Origin of the sequence: Prevotella pallens (assembly GCF_900454935.1) — a bacterium.
Classification (GTDB): domain Bacteria; phylum Bacteroidota; class Bacteroidia; order Bacteroidales; family Bacteroidaceae; genus Prevotella; species Prevotella pallens.
Map to the genome: position 1 here is coordinate 183,984 of NZ_UGTP01000001.1, position 16,760 is coordinate 200,743.

Here is a 16,760-nt window from a genome sequence, read left to right on the forward strand (position 1 = left end):
TTATTTTAGACTATTTATGAATGCTTCGAAAGTGTCGGCAAGCAAGTACGTGTTACCATCATCGTCTGACGATTCGAACGTATAGGCATGGTCGTAGTAGTACACACCCTTGTAGTCTCCATCAGGAATCAAGAGCAAGAAGCCGCCATCTTGGAAGTCGCCAATAAGCAATGCACCCTCTGGAATATCGTCTTTATACTCTGTATTCCAGTATTCGAGCGTCAAAGCTCGGTTTAATTGAGGGTCGCTACCAAACAAAACGTTGAGTAAAGTTTCCTCTTCGATAGCCTCAATCCTTACAATTGTGTTCTCCGTACAAATACCATTGTGTTCAATAAGAAACGCTTTGTAGTCGGCAGGAATACTTACAGAGAGTTCTTGTTCTATGGAATGAATGTCTGCTTTTGCTTTAGATAATACTTGAAAGTCCATATTACATTTACAAAAAATATATTGTTTATTGGTTTTACGTTAGTTTTCTGCTCCGATATATGGCTCAATGTACGATAGAAATTCACCTTTGTCGGTATTGAAAACCTTATTTCCGTCTAACATATAGGCACGCATCAGTGCATCGACACCCTCCTCTTTGTTGCCTAATTTAATAAGGTTGCGCCCTTTAACATACCAAACGTATGGGTTCTCTATACCACTACCACGTGTTAAGGACATAGAATAGAACCTGTCGGCAACTATGTATTCGCCCATTTCGTAATACGAATCGCCAATACATACAGCTATTGTGTCGAACAAACCCCACTCTTCTTTAGGCTCAGGCAGACGGTTCATAGCCTCTTCGTAGTAGGCTATGGCTTCTTTATATTTACCTCTTTCCACTAACTCATCGCCTTCGTCTAACAACTTATTGATAGTTTCGTTAAGTTCAGAAGATAGTTCTTCCGTATCATCTTCTGTATCTTTATAGTTCTTATAAAACTCCAAATACTCCGGCTTAGCATTTGTAAAGTATCTTAATCCTGTCTCTTTCACCAGAATATCCCAATGCTTAAAGGCTTGTTTTTTATCTTTTTTCTCATAGCAATACTGGCCCATTAAAAACCGAACCTCTTCGTCTGACAGGTGCAAATTGTTGTTATTGTCTATCAATCTATTTAGCCATTTCTTGGCTTCGTCGAAGTTTTGATGCCCTAAAGCCTTTCCAAAGAACGACTTTGCATAGTTATATGCTTGGTTCCAACCCTCTACTGGTGTTGGAAATTGTGCCCAACCTTGCTCTGCTAATGCAAAAGCGTCGTCGTATTTTCCGTCGTTATATTTTGTAATAGCTTCCTTGCCGTATTCAATTACCTTGTCAAATAGTTCTTGTTCTAATACTGCCATAAATTCAATTTCGTTAGTTATATTCTGTAATAAGTTGTTTATAATGTGATTGTACGATGGCTTTTAATTAGCAAAAGGCAACATCTGCACAACCTATTTCGACGATTTCAAACTGTTGGTTGTTGCCTTTCAACTTTATTCCACAGCCATGTTCTACATCGAATTTGGTTCTGTAGCTTAATCCAAATAGTGCAGGCTCATCCTGTTCGAATCGTATAAAGATAGCCATCAACTCTATATCAGAGTCGGAAATATCCTTAATGCTATATTTATTATCAGCATATTGCTTAACAGCATCGATAGTTTTGTTGTACCAAATACTGATTTCTTCAAGAAATTGCACTATCTTTTCTTTGTATTCTTCGGTGAGTTCTTGCTCTGATGCCTCTAAATCGTCAGACAAAACGATGCGCACTTTCTTCTTTAAAGCATCAATAAAGACACTTGTTTCCAAGTCTTCATCGAACTGTAAATCACATACTTTCATTGTCCTATCGCTGTTTTAGTTCTGTTATATTACATATAATGTGTAACGCTTTTGATAAATAAGTATGCCAAAGCGCCTGAACTTGTTAGACTTTGTCTATTATTTGCACAATAGATAAAAGCTGTTTGTAACTGCTTCTCATTCTCTTTGCACTGTAATAGGGCATAGTTAGTGGGTACAAATGTAATGAATATCTTGTAAACGGACAACTAAAAATAACAGATTAGTGTAGTTTAAGTATTGTGTAAACAAAATAAAAAAGAGCTATATGTTGCCAGATTATAACGGAGATATTTGTTTGTTGCACCTTTAAAATAACTAACTTAGTTGTAAATATAGCCACTATGAATTTGCCTAATATGCCACAATATTTGTTCGTAGCTATATGTATGCTGTTGCAACTTTATTGTTTGGCAATGCTGTTCTTAATGTAAATATATTTCAAAACTATTTAAATCTGTAACGTGCTCTATGTTAATGTGTTACAAAAGGGTGTATTTTGCATTGTAAAAACCCCATTTTTGCGATGCAAAAATATGGTTTTTGCACTTCAAAAGTATGGTTTTTGCAATGCAAAAACGTACTTATTGTTTTCCATTAAATTTATATTTACAAAAGTAGCACATAGTTTTCGCGTGAAAAGCCGTATATTTGCAACTTCTATTTTCATAGCATTAATATGGAATAGAAGCTAATTAAGTGTTGCGGAAATGGACGATAAGTGTTTTCATAGGTTGCCAACTGGCAATGAAAAGGTAGCGATGGGCAAGGCGAAAGTCTTTCCTAATCCTTTCTATTATGAGCCTTCTCCACTTGCACGCCTTGCAGTTGCGTTGCTGCAACAGTCGCTTCCAGAGCTGAAAGAAGGCAAAATGTTTGGTGTACTAATAGTAGAATACGGGGGAAAGTTAGGCTATCTGCAAGCCTACTCAGGTCAGTTAGAAGGCATTAGCGACGATAGTTTTGTTCCACTTGTGTTCGATTACTTGCAACCTAATGGGTATTTCAAAATACAAGAAGCCGAAATAACTGCTTTAAACCACGAAATTGAAGTTTTAAAGCAGTCGGACGATTACGAAAAAGCAATAAAAAAAATTGCTAATCTCAAGGTAGAAGCACAGCAGGTAGTTGCAGAAGCACAACAAAAAATGGTTATTGCAAAGCGTTTACGCGACGAGCGGAGGAAGGAAAAAGCCATTGTTTCGGAAGACGAACAAAGGGAGATGATACGCGAAAGTCAGTATATGAAGGCAGAGTTGCACCGCACAAAGAAGCGATATGCAGCGTTGTTGCAAGCAGCAGAGGCTGAAGTGGAGGCGTATAATAGAAAAATAGCAGAACTGAAAAGTACTCGCAAGCGCAAGTCGGACCAGCTTCAGCGTTGGCTTTTCTCGCAATTCACTTTCTTGAATGCACAGGGTGAGCGCAGCGATTTACTGTCTATCTTCCGTAATTACTATTTATTGCATAGTCCGAAGTCGGTTCTTGCTACGCATTATGCAGCTATGGGAGAGCAGATAACGCTGTTTCCGCCATCAGGAACGGGTGAATGTTGTGAACCAAAGTTGCTTCAATATGCCTTTGTTCATGGTATGCGACCAGTAGAAATGGCGATGTTCTGGTGGGGAGAGCCCCCTAAAACCGAGATAAGACAGCACGGACAGTTCTATCCTGCATGCAATGGAAAGTGCAAACCCTTGCTAACTTGGATGCTAAAAGGTATGAATGTAGCTGCCAATGCATTGGAAGCAGAAAGCAAACAAAGTATTGACATCGTTTACGAAGACCGAGATTTGGCTGTCATAGTCAAACCAAGCGGTATGCTAACCGTACCTGGACGAAGTAAAAAACAGTCGGTTGAAACAATATTGCGCCAGCGATGGAACGACAACGATACACCAATTATAGTGCATAGGTTGGATATGGCAACCAGCGGACTGCTTGTTGTGGCAAGAAATAAGGAAGCGCATAAGCATTTGCAGGCGCAATTTAAAGCAAAAATGGTGAGAAAACGCTATATAGCCTTGTTGGACGCCACCGTATTAAATAGGGTAGGGTTGCCCAGTGAAGGCACTATTTCGTTGCCACTGTGTGCAGATGAGCTTGACCGACCACGCCAAATGGTAGATAGAAACAAAGGAAAGACAGCTATAACACATTATAAAATAGTAGGAAAAACACCTTTACACGATAGTTATTACAGCGAGGCGGTAAAGGTAGAATTACGTCCTGAAACGGGACGCACGCACCAATTGCGGGTTCATTGTGCACATTCTGAAGGGTTGGCGTGCCCCATTCTTGGCGATACACTGTATGGAAAACGCGCCGATAGGCTATATCTGCATGCCGAATATCTTGCATTTACACACCCAACAACGGGCAAACCACTTAGTTTTGAGAGCAAACTAACAACATAATGACTTACTTTTTTTGATGTCTATTCCTAAGTATGATAGAGCAGTTTAGACTTTAAGTTAAACAACAAATGTGCTTTAAGTTAAACCATCAAGCTACTTTAACTTAAACAAGAAGCAGACTTTAAGCTAAACTATCAAGCTACTTTAAGTTAAGCAATAAGAGAATGCCCACGAATAGGCAAATTACACACTGCAAAAGAACCTTTTTATATCCAATAAATAGGTATAAAACGATGTTCTACAGCTATATATAGAAACATTAATACGAGTAAGAGAAAAGCATTCTACATAGGTAAATAAGAACCAGAAAACTATTTGATGACGAACAATATATACAGTTCATAATCATTAACAAATACTCAATATCTTCTAAAAAAAACAAAAGTATTTTACCAATATAGCTTAATACTATCTGAATAGTGTACTTTTGTATAGAACTATTGCATTCAGTGAAAATTAAAACAATATAAAAATGAAAATAGGAGTATTCTGTTCGGCTAATAATAACATAGATTCAGATTTCTTTGAGTGTACAAAAGAATTAGGAAAATGGATAGGTGAAAACAATTATGCCGTAGTATATGGAGGCTGTAACATTGGTTTAATGGAATGTATAGGCAAGTCTGTTCACGAAGCAGGAGGCACTACTATAGGCGTAGTTCCTAGAATTATTGAAAAAGGAGGTAAGAAGAGCAACTATATAGACATAGAGTTTCCTTGCGAAAACCTATCAGACCGCAAAGATTTACTAATGATGCAAAGTGATATAACAGTGGCTTTGCCTGGCGGAATAGGCACCATCGACGAAATATTTACGGTTGCAGCATCGTGTTCTATAGGCTATCACGATAAAAAAGTGATATTATATAACGTAAAAGGCTTCTGGAATAAGCTTATTATGGTGTTAGACAATTTGCAAGAACAAGGCTTTATACGTGGCGATTACCATCGTTATATAGATGTAGCCAATAACTTTGATGAGCTAACAAAGAAGATAATGCAGGGATAAAATAATTGTAACACAATAGTACAACACATTAATATATAAACAACAATAAAATTAATTGATTATGAAAAGAAAAGGATTGAAAGTGGCTATATGCCTTATGGCAGGCACAATGTTGGCAACCTCTTGTGTAGGTTCGTTTACAATGTTCAACAAATTGGCTAAATGGAACAAGCGTGCTACCGATTCTAAGTTCTTAAACGAACTTATCTTTATTGTTATCTCCCCAGCTTATGCAATCGCAGGTACAGTTGATGCTCTTGTTCTTAATGCTATTGAGTTCTGGACAGGCGATAATCCGATGGCTAAGAATATTGGTAAAACCAAGAATATTAAGGGCGACGATGGCTTAATGTATGCCGTGAAATATCTTAAAAATGGTTACGAGATTACCCGTCCGAACGGAACAGTGTTCTACTTAACCTACAACAAGGCAGAGAACAACTGGTATATGAATGAGAATGGCAAGGAAAATAAGCTCATACATTTCAACGAAAACGGAACAATAAAGGCATTCTTAAACAACGGAATGACTATGGACGTTACTCCAAATGCCGCAGGCTTATACGAACTTCGCCAAGCAGTGGCAGGCACCAGCTACTTTATGGCAGTGCGATAAAACAAAATACGCCTATAATTGTTATTAAATAACACATATAGGCTTATTCTGAATATATAAGGTCTTTGTTAGTTTTTCTAGTTTATAGAGAAGGAGTACTAACAAAGACCTATTATTTTTCTTATCTTATCATTATTTTCTTTCCATCTATTATATACACACCTCTTAATCCTTTAATAGAGTTTGAGTTTTTACGTACCAATTTGCCACTAACGGTATATATAGTAAAGTTCTGATTGGAAACGTGGGGAGAATCAATAATAGATACAGCTGTTCTAATCGAAACAGGAGCAGATTCTATATTATCTCCATATATCGCAGTTACACTAAATAGGTGGTCTTCATCTGTTAAAGGTCGATTTACAATATAAGTCGTGTTTTCTCCCTCAACGGTTGCTATTAGTTTCTTATCAAGATATATGTTATATTTCTTAACCTTATCTCCCTTTACTGAATAGTTTATATCATCGAGCAAGAGTCCAAATGCATCTGTTGCAGTGTGGTGTATTGCAAAGTATTTTGTTTTATTAGGCAATGTAAAGAACCGTTGTGTCCAGTCCATATTGGGATTCTCGGTATTTTCAACTTTTATAAAGCTTTCTATATTTCTATCAGTTGTAGAATAGAGAACCTCATAAGTTTCGTCTCCATACATTAACGAGAGGCATTTCACATAGAACGTAATAGTTTGTTCAACTCCAGGAAGTTCTGGTGATATGAGCCAATCATTAGCAGCACCTTTTACAGGACAGAATGATATTAGATATTGATTGCCGGAATGAGCTTTGTCTTTATCATAAATGTTAGCACCAAAAACAGTTTCTGGATTAATAACCTGCCATGCGTGTGGTTTAGCAGAATTCTTATATGTTACTGCTCCCCATGCATCTGTTACCTGCCCATCACCATCTATAATCTTCCAATCCCCAAAAGAACCTTCATGTGTGGTTTCTGTTACACCTCCAAGAGAGAAAGGAACAAATATATTTTCGTCCTCAAAATCCTCAGTTATTGGACGTGTTGTCTCATGTGGAGCATTCCAAGTAAGTTTAATTCCTTTCTCTGTTTGTTCTGCTAGAAGATTTTCAGGAGCTACTGCTTGTGATATTAGCACATTAAGTATACGCTCTGCTATATTGTTTTCTGGTATTTCGTCTAAAGTGTAAATAATCTCTGCTTTTATAGCCCGGCTGCCAGCTTCATCAAATATTGTAGTTGGTATAGAAGTTTCGAAAGCTTGTTCATGCATAGAAGGTAAAGGTTGTTCAACAATTGTATTCATAAGTTCCTTATTGTCCATAGTTATCCGAACTGCATAGGATTTTGCCGTCTGTAAACCATAGTTTTTAACAGATAATCTAATAATTGCAGAATCTCCGGTGTGTACAGTCTCAGGCACATAAAAGTCTGAAACCTTAAGATCGTAACTGTTCATATCTACTATATTAATATTATCGAAAGTTATATTTCCTGGTGAATTAAATGTCTCAAATAACCCTAGTCGGATATATCGTTCTGTTTTGTACTGAGTTAAGTCTATTTTGTACGTTGTATATCCAGTCTTGGGACTAATTACATCAGCTAATGTCTCTGTACCATCTGGCTTTACAACATAAATACCAATAGTATTCTGACTATCTGTTCCTTTTACATCGAGTGTAAGTGTTGGTTTCTCTGCTCCTGCTAAAGATATTTTGCCCGAATATAATTCACCATATTCGTCTGAAGATGGAGAATCTATTGTAAAAGCATAATTATCCCCATCTGATGCTTCTGCAGATATTTGCATTTTGACACCTCCACCTGTACTATTAAAATTCCAATAATTATTCAGTTGACCTTTGGTTACACTTTCTTTAAAAGGTAAGCTATAAGCCTTTCCTATAAGAAGTCCACTCATTCGAGCTTCGCCTGCTCCAGCAATATTAACGGCTCTTACTGCCCAATATGCAATACCTTGTTTTCCTTCATTAGTATTAAATGGAAGATCTGCCGAAGTTCCATTATGAATAGTTGATAATTTCTCTCCAAGTAACATTGTTCCATTGTAAGATGCAGTATTCCAAACTTCGTAATCAACGTTATCAGCAATAACAAGTCCACCTATAACCCCAGTATTTCCAACTTTATCCCATGTAATCTTAACAGAACTATCCTTGTCTGCTACTTTGATATTCTTTACATGTTCAGGTATATCTACTCCAACATAAACTACAGCTTCTTGTTTACGTCCTTGTTCTCCTTCAATAAAAGGTAATACTGTATACGTATGACTACCAAGACTAACTTTAGTATCCTCATATTCTATAATTGTATTTGGTAGGACGTTATTAAAAGTATTAATAATTTTATTATCACGCCGTAATTCAATTTTTGTAATAGGCTTTGTTAGTATTGTTCCTCCAACAGTTTTTATAGGAGCATTAAAGAATATATTTGTTCTCAGTTGTCCTGTAGAGTCTGCTATTACTTTAAGGTTACCAACAGAATCTGGTGCTTCTGCAATAGGTATTTGTTCAACTATAATAGAATCAACGTAAAGAGTCCAACCCTCTGTTGTACTAATGGCATGTATGCCTAAATGATAGTCTCCATCTGTGTCTACCTTTATCTGATTATTCTCATATTTTTGATAAGTCGCAGAATTAATATTTGTTTCTGGTAATACGTTAATCGTCATATTTTCAACATTCGTTCCTTTTCCCATTTTCATTTCGAAGCGTTCAGGATATACTTTGCTTTGCCCTGAGCGTCCTTTGGCACTTAGACCAATGGTATAAGTTTTCCCCGCTTTTAGTTTTATAGGAGGAGATATTAACCAATCATCAGCAAGTTTTGGACCGAATGTATAAGAGGCAGATTTGGTTCTATTATCATAAATCCATGCTGCACGCGTACCAAATTCTGATTCTACTCTATCATTATTAACATCAACAACTGTCCATATAGAGAAGTTATCAGCCGACTCAAAATCTTCTAAATAAGGTACATTAAAAGACGAACCTAATTTTTCAGAATTTGAAAAAGCCATCTTGCTATGTTGCTCTCCATTTTTGGCAACGATACCATATTTATAGTTTGTATAATCACCAAGCGTTATTTGGTCTTCTATATATGTATCATTATAGTTTTCAGATATCAATTTTCTTTCTCCATTCCCTATGCGATAGATATCATAATAAATGCTTCCTATAAACCCATTATGTATTCCTTTTACTGGAGCTTCCCAATAAACATAAGCATTACCACTTTGTTTGTCCAATTCCATTACAATGTTGGAAGCTGTCTGTGGTTCATCATATCCTATCCATTTACTTAATTTTGTAGTTGGCGAACTACCAATTTCATTAGAAGTAACTACTTCGAAAGTATGCATATCTGTTGATACCGTAACAGGAACAGTCTCATTTTTTCCTGGAGAAGTTGTACCTGTAGCAGTCTCTTTACCATCTACAAGTATTTTATACGATAAGTTACTATTCAATATCTGACCATCATAACTCAATGTAGGTGCTGTAAAAACAACAGAGCCTGTTGTATCACCATCAATAAACATAAGTGAAAGATCTGTTACTTTTGCTGGTGCTCCACCAAGAGCTTTAGGTTGTTGAATAATCATTCCTGAAAAAGTATATTGCCCAAATTTGTATATTTCGGTTGCTGCACCTGTATTAAGGTCTACTGTATATAGCGAAGTGCTCTGTTTTTTTTGGTCTGTTCCTAACCAATAGAATGTATCATCTGTCTGATCTATTTCACCTGTTTGAAAAAAGAATGCACCAGAACTATCCGAAAGCGTTATTCCAGTTGGTCCAATTAATGTTTCTGTACCAGCTTCTTTATCAATTCTATAAAGAAATCCATCAGTAGCAATACCATATAGCATACCAGCTTTTGTAATACCCATTGCAATATAGTATTTGTTTGTTTTAAAAAGTGTTGAACGAGTTTTATTTGGGTAATCTATGATGCCAATCTCTTTACTTTTTCCGTCTACAGAATAGAATTCTCCATATATAGTTCCGTCTGTTGCCATTGCGGTTTCAAAGCTCATTAATGAATAGTCATTAAGTACTTCTGCTCCTATCAATTTCCAAGTGTTTGTATCTATAGTATATAGAGTAGGTGTGTATTTTTTATCTTTTGACACAGCATTGTAACCAGCATATAATTTCCCATCTACTAAGCCAATACCATTATAGAACATAAAATTACCTTTTATAAGAGGAGTTAAATTCTTTGGAGTTGTGGTGCTAAAGCTTGAAATACTTCGGTCTGTTGCTGCCGACATACCAGGAGCATAGGTAACATTAACCCAAATTTCTGCTCCACTATTTGTTTTTAATACTGGTTGTTTAATAGCAGATAAAGATGATAATTGTATTGACGAAGTTAATTTTTTGCCCTGTAATGGTACATCTATTAATTCTGAATGGGGACTTTTAAAAGAATTTTCTTTTATGAACATAGTAGATGTTTCATTTTCTCGTTCGTCTATACAATTTTTTTGTTGTGATACGAAGCGTTGTGAAGACATACAAGGATTTTCTAATTGTTTTTGTGCAAAGGCTATGTTTCCTATTAATAGGAACATACAAGCCAACGAAAAGAATGCTTTTTTCATTATATAAATCTCCTATATGCAGCGTGATTGTTTAGTTATATCTAAAATACCTACGAAGCAAGATCAATAGGAATAGATAAATAATAATTTCTCCATCTTCCTGCTGCTTGGAAAAGGAAATATAATTTATTCCGTACAAAAATACTATTATTTTTAAATAAAAGTATAATAAAGTTTGTAAATTAACTAAATTAACGTTATTTTTGCACTGCGTAATCGTACTTAAATCATTTATTCACTAATTCTTTTTGTTATGAGAAAGAAACTATTTACCAACGAAAGCTTTAGAGGTTTCATCACATTAGTATGTATGTTGCTATCGGCATCGATAGCTTTTGCACAGAAAATTGTGCACGTAGAAGAAGCAGGAACATTGAAAGATAAGCTAACTGAGGAGGAAATGCTTTCCCTTACAGAACTTACGCTGACAGGAAATCTAAATGGTACGGACATTCTCTTTATTCGTGCGATGGGCGGAAGTACCATTGCGGGCGGAAAAACCGATGGGAAATTGCAGGTACTTGACCTTTCTGGAGCGAACATTGTGGCAGGTGGAGATGCTTATTATTATGTCAATGAAGATTTGGAATACGGAACAAAGGATAATACCCTTTCAGTTAATATGTTTTGCAAATGCGACCAATTGCGTAAGATAACCATTCCCAATAGCGTTACATCTATTGAAAAGAACGCTTTCTTGCTATGCGACAATCTTAAAGAAATTATTGCAAAGCCCGAAAACAAGAACTTTAAGACAGCAGAAGGAGTGCTTTTTGATAAGGATATGACTACTTTGATAAAATGTCCAGATGGAAAAACGGGTACGTATAACATTCCTGAAGGTACGGTAAAACTCTTGGGCGAGGCTTTCTCGAATACAGAAAAGCTAGAAAAACTTGTTATTCCTGCATCGCTGAATGATATCGGCAGCAGTAATTCGGTGCCTTTCTACATCTGTAATGCTATGAAAGCATTTGAAGTTCATAAGAATAATAAGACATTTGCATCTGTAGATGGTGTACTTTTCGATAAAAATATAGAGACACTTTTAAAGTATCCGAAGGGCAGATGCGGTGAGTATGTCGTGCCCGAAACGGTGAAAAAGATTGATAAATATTCGTTCTATGAGGTTTATGGGCTTACGAAAGTAATCTTGCCGAAATCGCTTACCGAAATTGCAAGTTCGGCATTTGCACACATAAAGAAGTTATCTACTATTACTTTGCCAGAAAAACTTGAACAAATTGGTTTTGGTGTGTTTATGAATTGTACAGGACTGTCCGAAGTTCACGTTCTTGCTACTGAACCACCTTATTGTGGTTCGATGGTATTTTATAATGTAGACTTTGATCAGTGTAAGCTGTTTGTTCCTCATGGAAAATTGGACGTTTACAGGATATCTACACCCTGGTCTTCATTCAAACATATAGAAGAATCTACAGCGATGCCTTATGTAACTTTTACGACTAGTCAGAAAATTGGTAGCGAAGTTGTTTCTCGTATTGTTGGAGAAAATATAATGTTCGATGGAATTAAATTCTTGGAAACAAAAGAAGTAATGGGCGAGAAATTTGATTACTATCAGGTAATGAAGAAAGATGTAAGAATAGAAGGCAGAATTACGGAAATGAGTATTGATAACTTTAATGTAGAAGCACTTGATGTAAGCCATTGTCCTATGTTGAAGGTACTAAGTTGTAAGAATGGTAAGCTAGAGAAGTTGGATTTGTCTAATAACAAAGAACTCGACACTTTAAATTGCAGTTACTGTGGACTGAAGGAATTGGATATTACGCAGTGCGGAAAGCTTGTTTTCGTAGATTGTGATGAAAACGAACTTACAAAAATTGATATCAGCAAGAACCTTCTTCTGAATTTTCTTTCAGTAAATAAGAACAAGATTGGTAGCATTGATGTGAGTGCACAGAAATATCTTGAAACGCTTTCGCTTAATGGAACAGAAATTGAGAAGTTGAACGTAACAAACAATCTGTATTTACAAAATTTATTTGCAAATGAGAATAAACTCTCCGAACTTAATCTCACAAATAATAATAATATACAAGAATTGCAACTGGCAAAGAACAACTTTGCTTCGTTCTCACTCAATTCGTCTACACTGAAGAAACTTTATATCAACGATAACAAACTGAAAACAATGAAACTTGACTTACCTGAACTGGAATTGCTATGTGCTTACAACAACGAAATAGCAGAACTTGACTTGTCGAATCTAAAGAATGTAAACACACTTTCGCTTCACCACAATCTTTTGACCGATATTAATGTGAAGACTCTCGGAAAATTAGAATATATATGGATAGACAACAATAAGTTGAAAACGTTAGATTTGTCGCAAAACCAAATGATTTTAACCGTAGTATGCTATTCAAATGAGCTTTCTGCTAATGCTTGTAAATTGCTTATGGAGGGACTTCCACAGCGAAACGAAAGCGATATTGCAGAAATAATTATTGTTGATACGAAAGGAATAGAGGGCAATGTCTGTACAAAATCGGCTGTAGCAATTGCAAAAGAAAAGCAATGGAACGTGATAGATTATGTTGGTGGCACAGAAGGATATCCTGGTTTACCTTACGATGGCATTAATGACCCCACAGGAATGCAGTATATTAATGCTGATAACAGTATAAAAACTTTTAATATTATCAACGGAAAGATACTGTTTTCCGGTAATTGTGGACGAGTCAGATTTTATAATGCACAAGGTACAGAGATTAATTCATTCGATAATCCTACATCAATAGATCTTAGCAGTATTCCTCACGGTGTTTACATTGTAACTTTTAATGGGACTTCAACAAAATTTGTTCATTAACATAAGTATCTATTATTATTTTTTACGGTGGAATAACGCTATGTTGTTCCACCTTTTTTTGTAAGCATAATACTTTCTGTCGTAAAATATGTATCATATTTTTCTGCACATTGTATTCTATTTCAATACAGTATATTACAGCATAACAGGAAACGAACTTTGTTATGGTGGGTATTTTAGTTTCAGCGGGAAGATGATATATTAGAAAATAAAAAAAATTGTGTTGTGGCAAGATACTGAAACTTAGAGGTTGAGTTGCTTTTTCAGTTCCAAACGTTTTTCTTTTAGTTCTTTATCGTCGGTATATGCCAGAGCGTAGCCCCAATAAAGGTAAGCTTCTTTAAATTGTTTCAGCTTGTTTTTGGCATCGCCCATATTTTTATATATCACGAACATAATTGTTTTGTTAGGTTCGTATAGTGTTGCGGCTGTTTTTAAATGTTCTATGGCTGCATCGTAGCGTTCTAATTGGTTTTCTACAACTCCCAAACGGTAGTTTCCAACTGCTATTTTCGGGTTTCGTTCCACTGCTTTTGCAAAATAAAGGGCTGCCGAATCTAGTTTTTCCAAATATTCGTATGCTCCTGCTGTATAATAAAGTGCGTTATAAGTGGTGTCGCCTGCCGATAACACCTTATTATATATAGCGATACATTGCTCGTATTTGCGATTTAAGAAATAAGCTTCGCCCAACGCACGGTTTACTTCCACATTGTTTGAGTCTATTTTATAATAGCGTTCGCCGTATAAAACTGCCATATTAGGGTTACTTTCTTCTTGGTTTACAAATAATTTCATAAGGTCGGCAACTATATGTCCGTCCATTGGAAACTTATCTATAAGTGTCATTCCCCAATAAGTTTGTAGAGTTGTTTGTTGCATTGCTCCCTGTGCATAGTACATTTCGCGCATTGCATCGTGAGTAAGACTGTCTTCTGGAATTGTTTTCAGCATATCTGCACATTGTTTATATGCCGTACGGAGATAGTAACACGAGGCAAGTTTCATACGTATTGTATTATTGTCGCCTAACATTTGTGCTTGTTTATAGTGCGAAATGGCACAAAAATAGTTGTATGCCTTCATACAGCTATCGCCTTTTTCAATAAGCTGTTGGCAGTTTTGTGCCATTGTATGTAGACAAATGCAACAAACGACGGCAAAAAGTAGAATTTGCTTTTGCATATAAACAATTTTATGAAACAATGAACTAAAAAAATTGTCTATTTATTTTCGTGAGGCTTTTAAACAAATGCAGCCTCACGAAAACTATTTTTTCTTACTATACACTATTTACTTTTAGTTTAGTTTAAATGTAATTGGTAGCATATAGCGCACAGCAACTGGTTTTCCATTAAGTTTACCCGGATTCCATTTAGGCATTGCCAATATTGTACGAATTGCCTCTTTGTCGAGTATTGGCGAAACCGAACGAATAACTTTTGGTTCTAAAATTTCACCATATTCAGATACAACAAATTCCAGAATAACCTTTCCTTGTTGTTTCTTTTCTACAGCTTCTATTGGGTAATTTAAATTCAGTGCTAACCACTGATTAATGTTTCCATTAAATGTAGGCATATTGTCTACGGCATCATAAATTTTCTTTGGTGTTCTTTTTGTTTGTTGTTGTGTAGGGTTGTTTGTTGCAATTTCTGCCGTATTCTCTACTTTTTTAGCAACCATTTCTTCCCTGTTGTTGTTTGTTTGTGTTTCTGTTTTTTTATTCGTACAAGCTGTTTGTCCTGTATGTTGCACACGTTTTTGGTTCTTTTGCCTTTTTGTTACTTTTTTGCCCGATGCTAAATTTGCTATCTTTTTTTGTTCAACATTCTTATTTCCTATTGTTTTTGCAACATTGGCTATATTACGTGCAACTGTTTCTATGTTGCTCACTATTAATAGAGTTGCTATCAACGGAATATAAAGTGCATACTTTGCTTTTGCAATTTGTTTTGTTCTTTCTTTGTTCATCATTTCTATACGCTTTTTAAGGGGTAAAACATTAAAATTATTTGAAATAGTAGCTACATTCTTTTGGTATGTCAATACAAGCAAATGGTATTGGTATTCTTTTTTGTTTGCTCCACTGGTTAAAACATTGTTGTCGGCAAGATATTCAAGGTTTAATCTTACTTCGCGTTTAAGCAACCAAACAAACGGATTTATCCAAAAAATGGTAGAAAACAGTTCTGTAAATAGAATATCTACGGAGTGCCATTGTTTGCAATGCGTTAATTCGTGTTTTATTATCTCGTGTGTTTGCTGTGTATTGTGTTTTGATGGACTGATAAAAATCCAGTTGAAAAACGAAAATGGACCTTCGTTGTTTTCTAACAAATATACTTTTACTCCATTTATATTGGCTGTTTTACATTTGTTTCTAAGTTTTATAATGGAAATTAACTGACAAAAGAAACGCACCAATAACACACAAACCACCATATTATATATGGTTAATGCTATAGTTTCCCAGTTCGTTGCATTTATCTTATTTGGTGTTATGGTAACGGTTGGCAAAATAAAGGTTGCATATTGGTTTGCTATTGATGTTATTTCCACATTTTTGTTTATCCATTCCAAGCAATTTAGCTCTGGCACCAACATTGCAACAATGTATATTCCTATAAGTGTTGCCCTACGTAGCGAGAAAAATGTATCGCCAGAAAACATAAGTTTATAAAAACCAAAGAGCACTATTAAGGCAATGTTTAGTTTTAGAAAATACATCGTCATATTCGTTATATTTTAAGTTCAACGTTTTTCTAACTATGTTTTAAAATACTTCTAAAAAACTATTTTTGCACCATTTCTGTTTTATTCAGTATCTTTTCCTTTTTCAATTTCGCTAATAATATCTCTCAAGTCCTCTGGCGAAATCTTATCTTTTTTTGCGAAAAACGATACCATTTCGCGAAACGAATTTTTAAAATAGTTGCCTACAAAATTGCTCATAAAGTCTGCTTTATAATCTGTTTGAGCTATTTTTGGTGTGAAATGATATACCAAACCATGTTGTTTTGCCACTAAATATCCTTTGCGTTTCAAATTGTTCATTACCGAAGCAATAGTAGTGTAGGGTGGTTTAGGCTCTTCTAATTGCTGCAAAATATCTTTTATTGTACAATTGTTAAGTCGCCATACTTGCAACATAACCTCTTCTTCTTGTTTTGTTAGCTTTTCCATATCCAAATTTTATTCTATAGGTTGCTGCAAATTTACGATTAATTCGTAATAACAACAATCTTAACACGCTAAAAAATGTTAATGGATTAATATTTTATATTGATTAATAGTTTAATACGAAAAAATAATAGATATGTTCTGCAAAATAAAACGGCTCTACATTTAGCACATTCCACATAAATAGTTTTTTTTATTCTTTCACGTTTCAATTGTTATGCACCTTATAATAAACGTAAATAAA

11 protein-coding genes are annotated in these 16,760 nt (G+C 35.4%); 4 read left to right on the forward strand and 7 right to left on the reverse strand.

From position 1 onward, the window contains the following. From DX009_RS00780 to DX009_RS00790, 3 genes are all read right to left on the reverse strand, one after another. Positions 1-432, reverse strand: a complete 432-nt coding sequence (locus DX009_RS00780; RefSeq protein ID WP_115082682.1) for an SMI1/KNR4 family protein — start codon at positions 430-432, stop codon at positions 1-3. Between the two features lie 39 nt (positions 433-471). Further along, positions 472-1,341, reverse strand: coding sequence for a tetratricopeptide repeat protein (locus tag DX009_RS00785; RefSeq protein WP_025001248.1), 870 nt, complete (start codon positions 1,339-1,341; stop codon positions 472-474). A 67-nt stretch (positions 1,342-1,408) separates the two neighbouring features. Then, positions 1,409-1,828 carry a hypothetical protein gene (locus DX009_RS00790; protein ID WP_115082683.1) on the reverse strand — a complete coding sequence of 140 codons (420 nt, stop codon included), beginning with the start codon at positions 1,826-1,828 and terminating at the stop codon, positions 1,409-1,411. 710 nt (positions 1,829-2,538) lie between these two features. Here DX009_RS00790 and DX009_RS00795 point away from each other — a divergent pair. The 3 genes from DX009_RS00795 to DX009_RS00805 all read left to right on the forward strand — a co-directional run bounded on the left by DX009_RS00795 (position 2,539) and on the right by DX009_RS00805 (position 5,870). Next, positions 2,539-4,245 carry an RluA family pseudouridine synthase gene (locus DX009_RS00795; protein ID WP_115082684.1) on the forward strand — a complete coding sequence of 569 codons (1,707 nt, stop codon included), beginning with the start codon at positions 2,539-2,541 and terminating at the stop codon, positions 4,243-4,245. Positions 4,246-4,717: 472 nt separating this feature from the next. After that, positions 4,718-5,254, forward strand: a complete 537-nt coding sequence (locus tag DX009_RS00800) for an LOG family protein (RefSeq protein ID WP_115082685.1) — start codon at positions 4,718-4,720, stop codon at positions 5,252-5,254. 61 nt (positions 5,255-5,315) lie between these two features. Further along, entirely contained in the window at positions 5,316-5,870 is a 555-nt protein-coding gene (locus tag DX009_RS00805; RefSeq protein ID WP_040595340.1) for a DUF3332 domain-containing protein, read from the forward strand. A gap of 121 nt (positions 5,871-5,991) precedes the next feature. On the opposite strand, the gene DX009_RS00810 is transcribed toward DX009_RS00805, so the two are convergent. Next, complete coding sequence (locus tag DX009_RS00810) at positions 5,992-10,494, reverse strand: choice-of-anchor J domain-containing protein (RefSeq protein WP_115082686.1); 4,503 nt, start codon at positions 10,492-10,494, stop codon at positions 5,992-5,994. 253 nt (positions 10,495-10,747) lie between these two features. Here DX009_RS00810 and DX009_RS00815 point away from each other — a divergent pair, with 253 nt between their 5' ends. Next, positions 10,748-13,333 (forward strand): leucine-rich repeat protein, encoded by a 2,586-nt coding sequence (locus DX009_RS00815; protein ID WP_115082687.1) that lies wholly within the window; start codon positions 10,748-10,750, stop codon positions 13,331-13,333. Between the two features lie 243 nt (positions 13,334-13,576). Here DX009_RS00815 and DX009_RS00820 read toward each other — a convergent pair whose 3' ends face one another. From DX009_RS00820 to DX009_RS00830, 3 genes are all read right to left on the reverse strand, one after another. Continuing rightward, positions 13,577-14,518, reverse strand: a complete 942-nt coding sequence (locus tag DX009_RS00820) for a tetratricopeptide repeat protein (RefSeq protein ID WP_115082688.1) — start codon at positions 14,516-14,518, stop codon at positions 13,577-13,579. Between the two features lie 114 nt (positions 14,519-14,632). Further along, complete coding sequence (locus DX009_RS00825; RefSeq protein ID WP_115082689.1) at positions 14,633-16,069, reverse strand: M56 family metallopeptidase; 1,437 nt, start codon at positions 16,067-16,069, stop codon at positions 14,633-14,635. A gap of 81 nt (positions 16,070-16,150) precedes the next feature. Further along, on the reverse strand, positions 16,151-16,519 hold the full coding sequence (locus DX009_RS00830) for a BlaI/MecI/CopY family transcriptional regulator (RefSeq protein ID WP_115082690.1): 369 nt from the start codon (positions 16,517-16,519) through the stop codon (positions 16,151-16,153). Positions 16,520-16,760 lie beyond the last annotated feature (241 nt).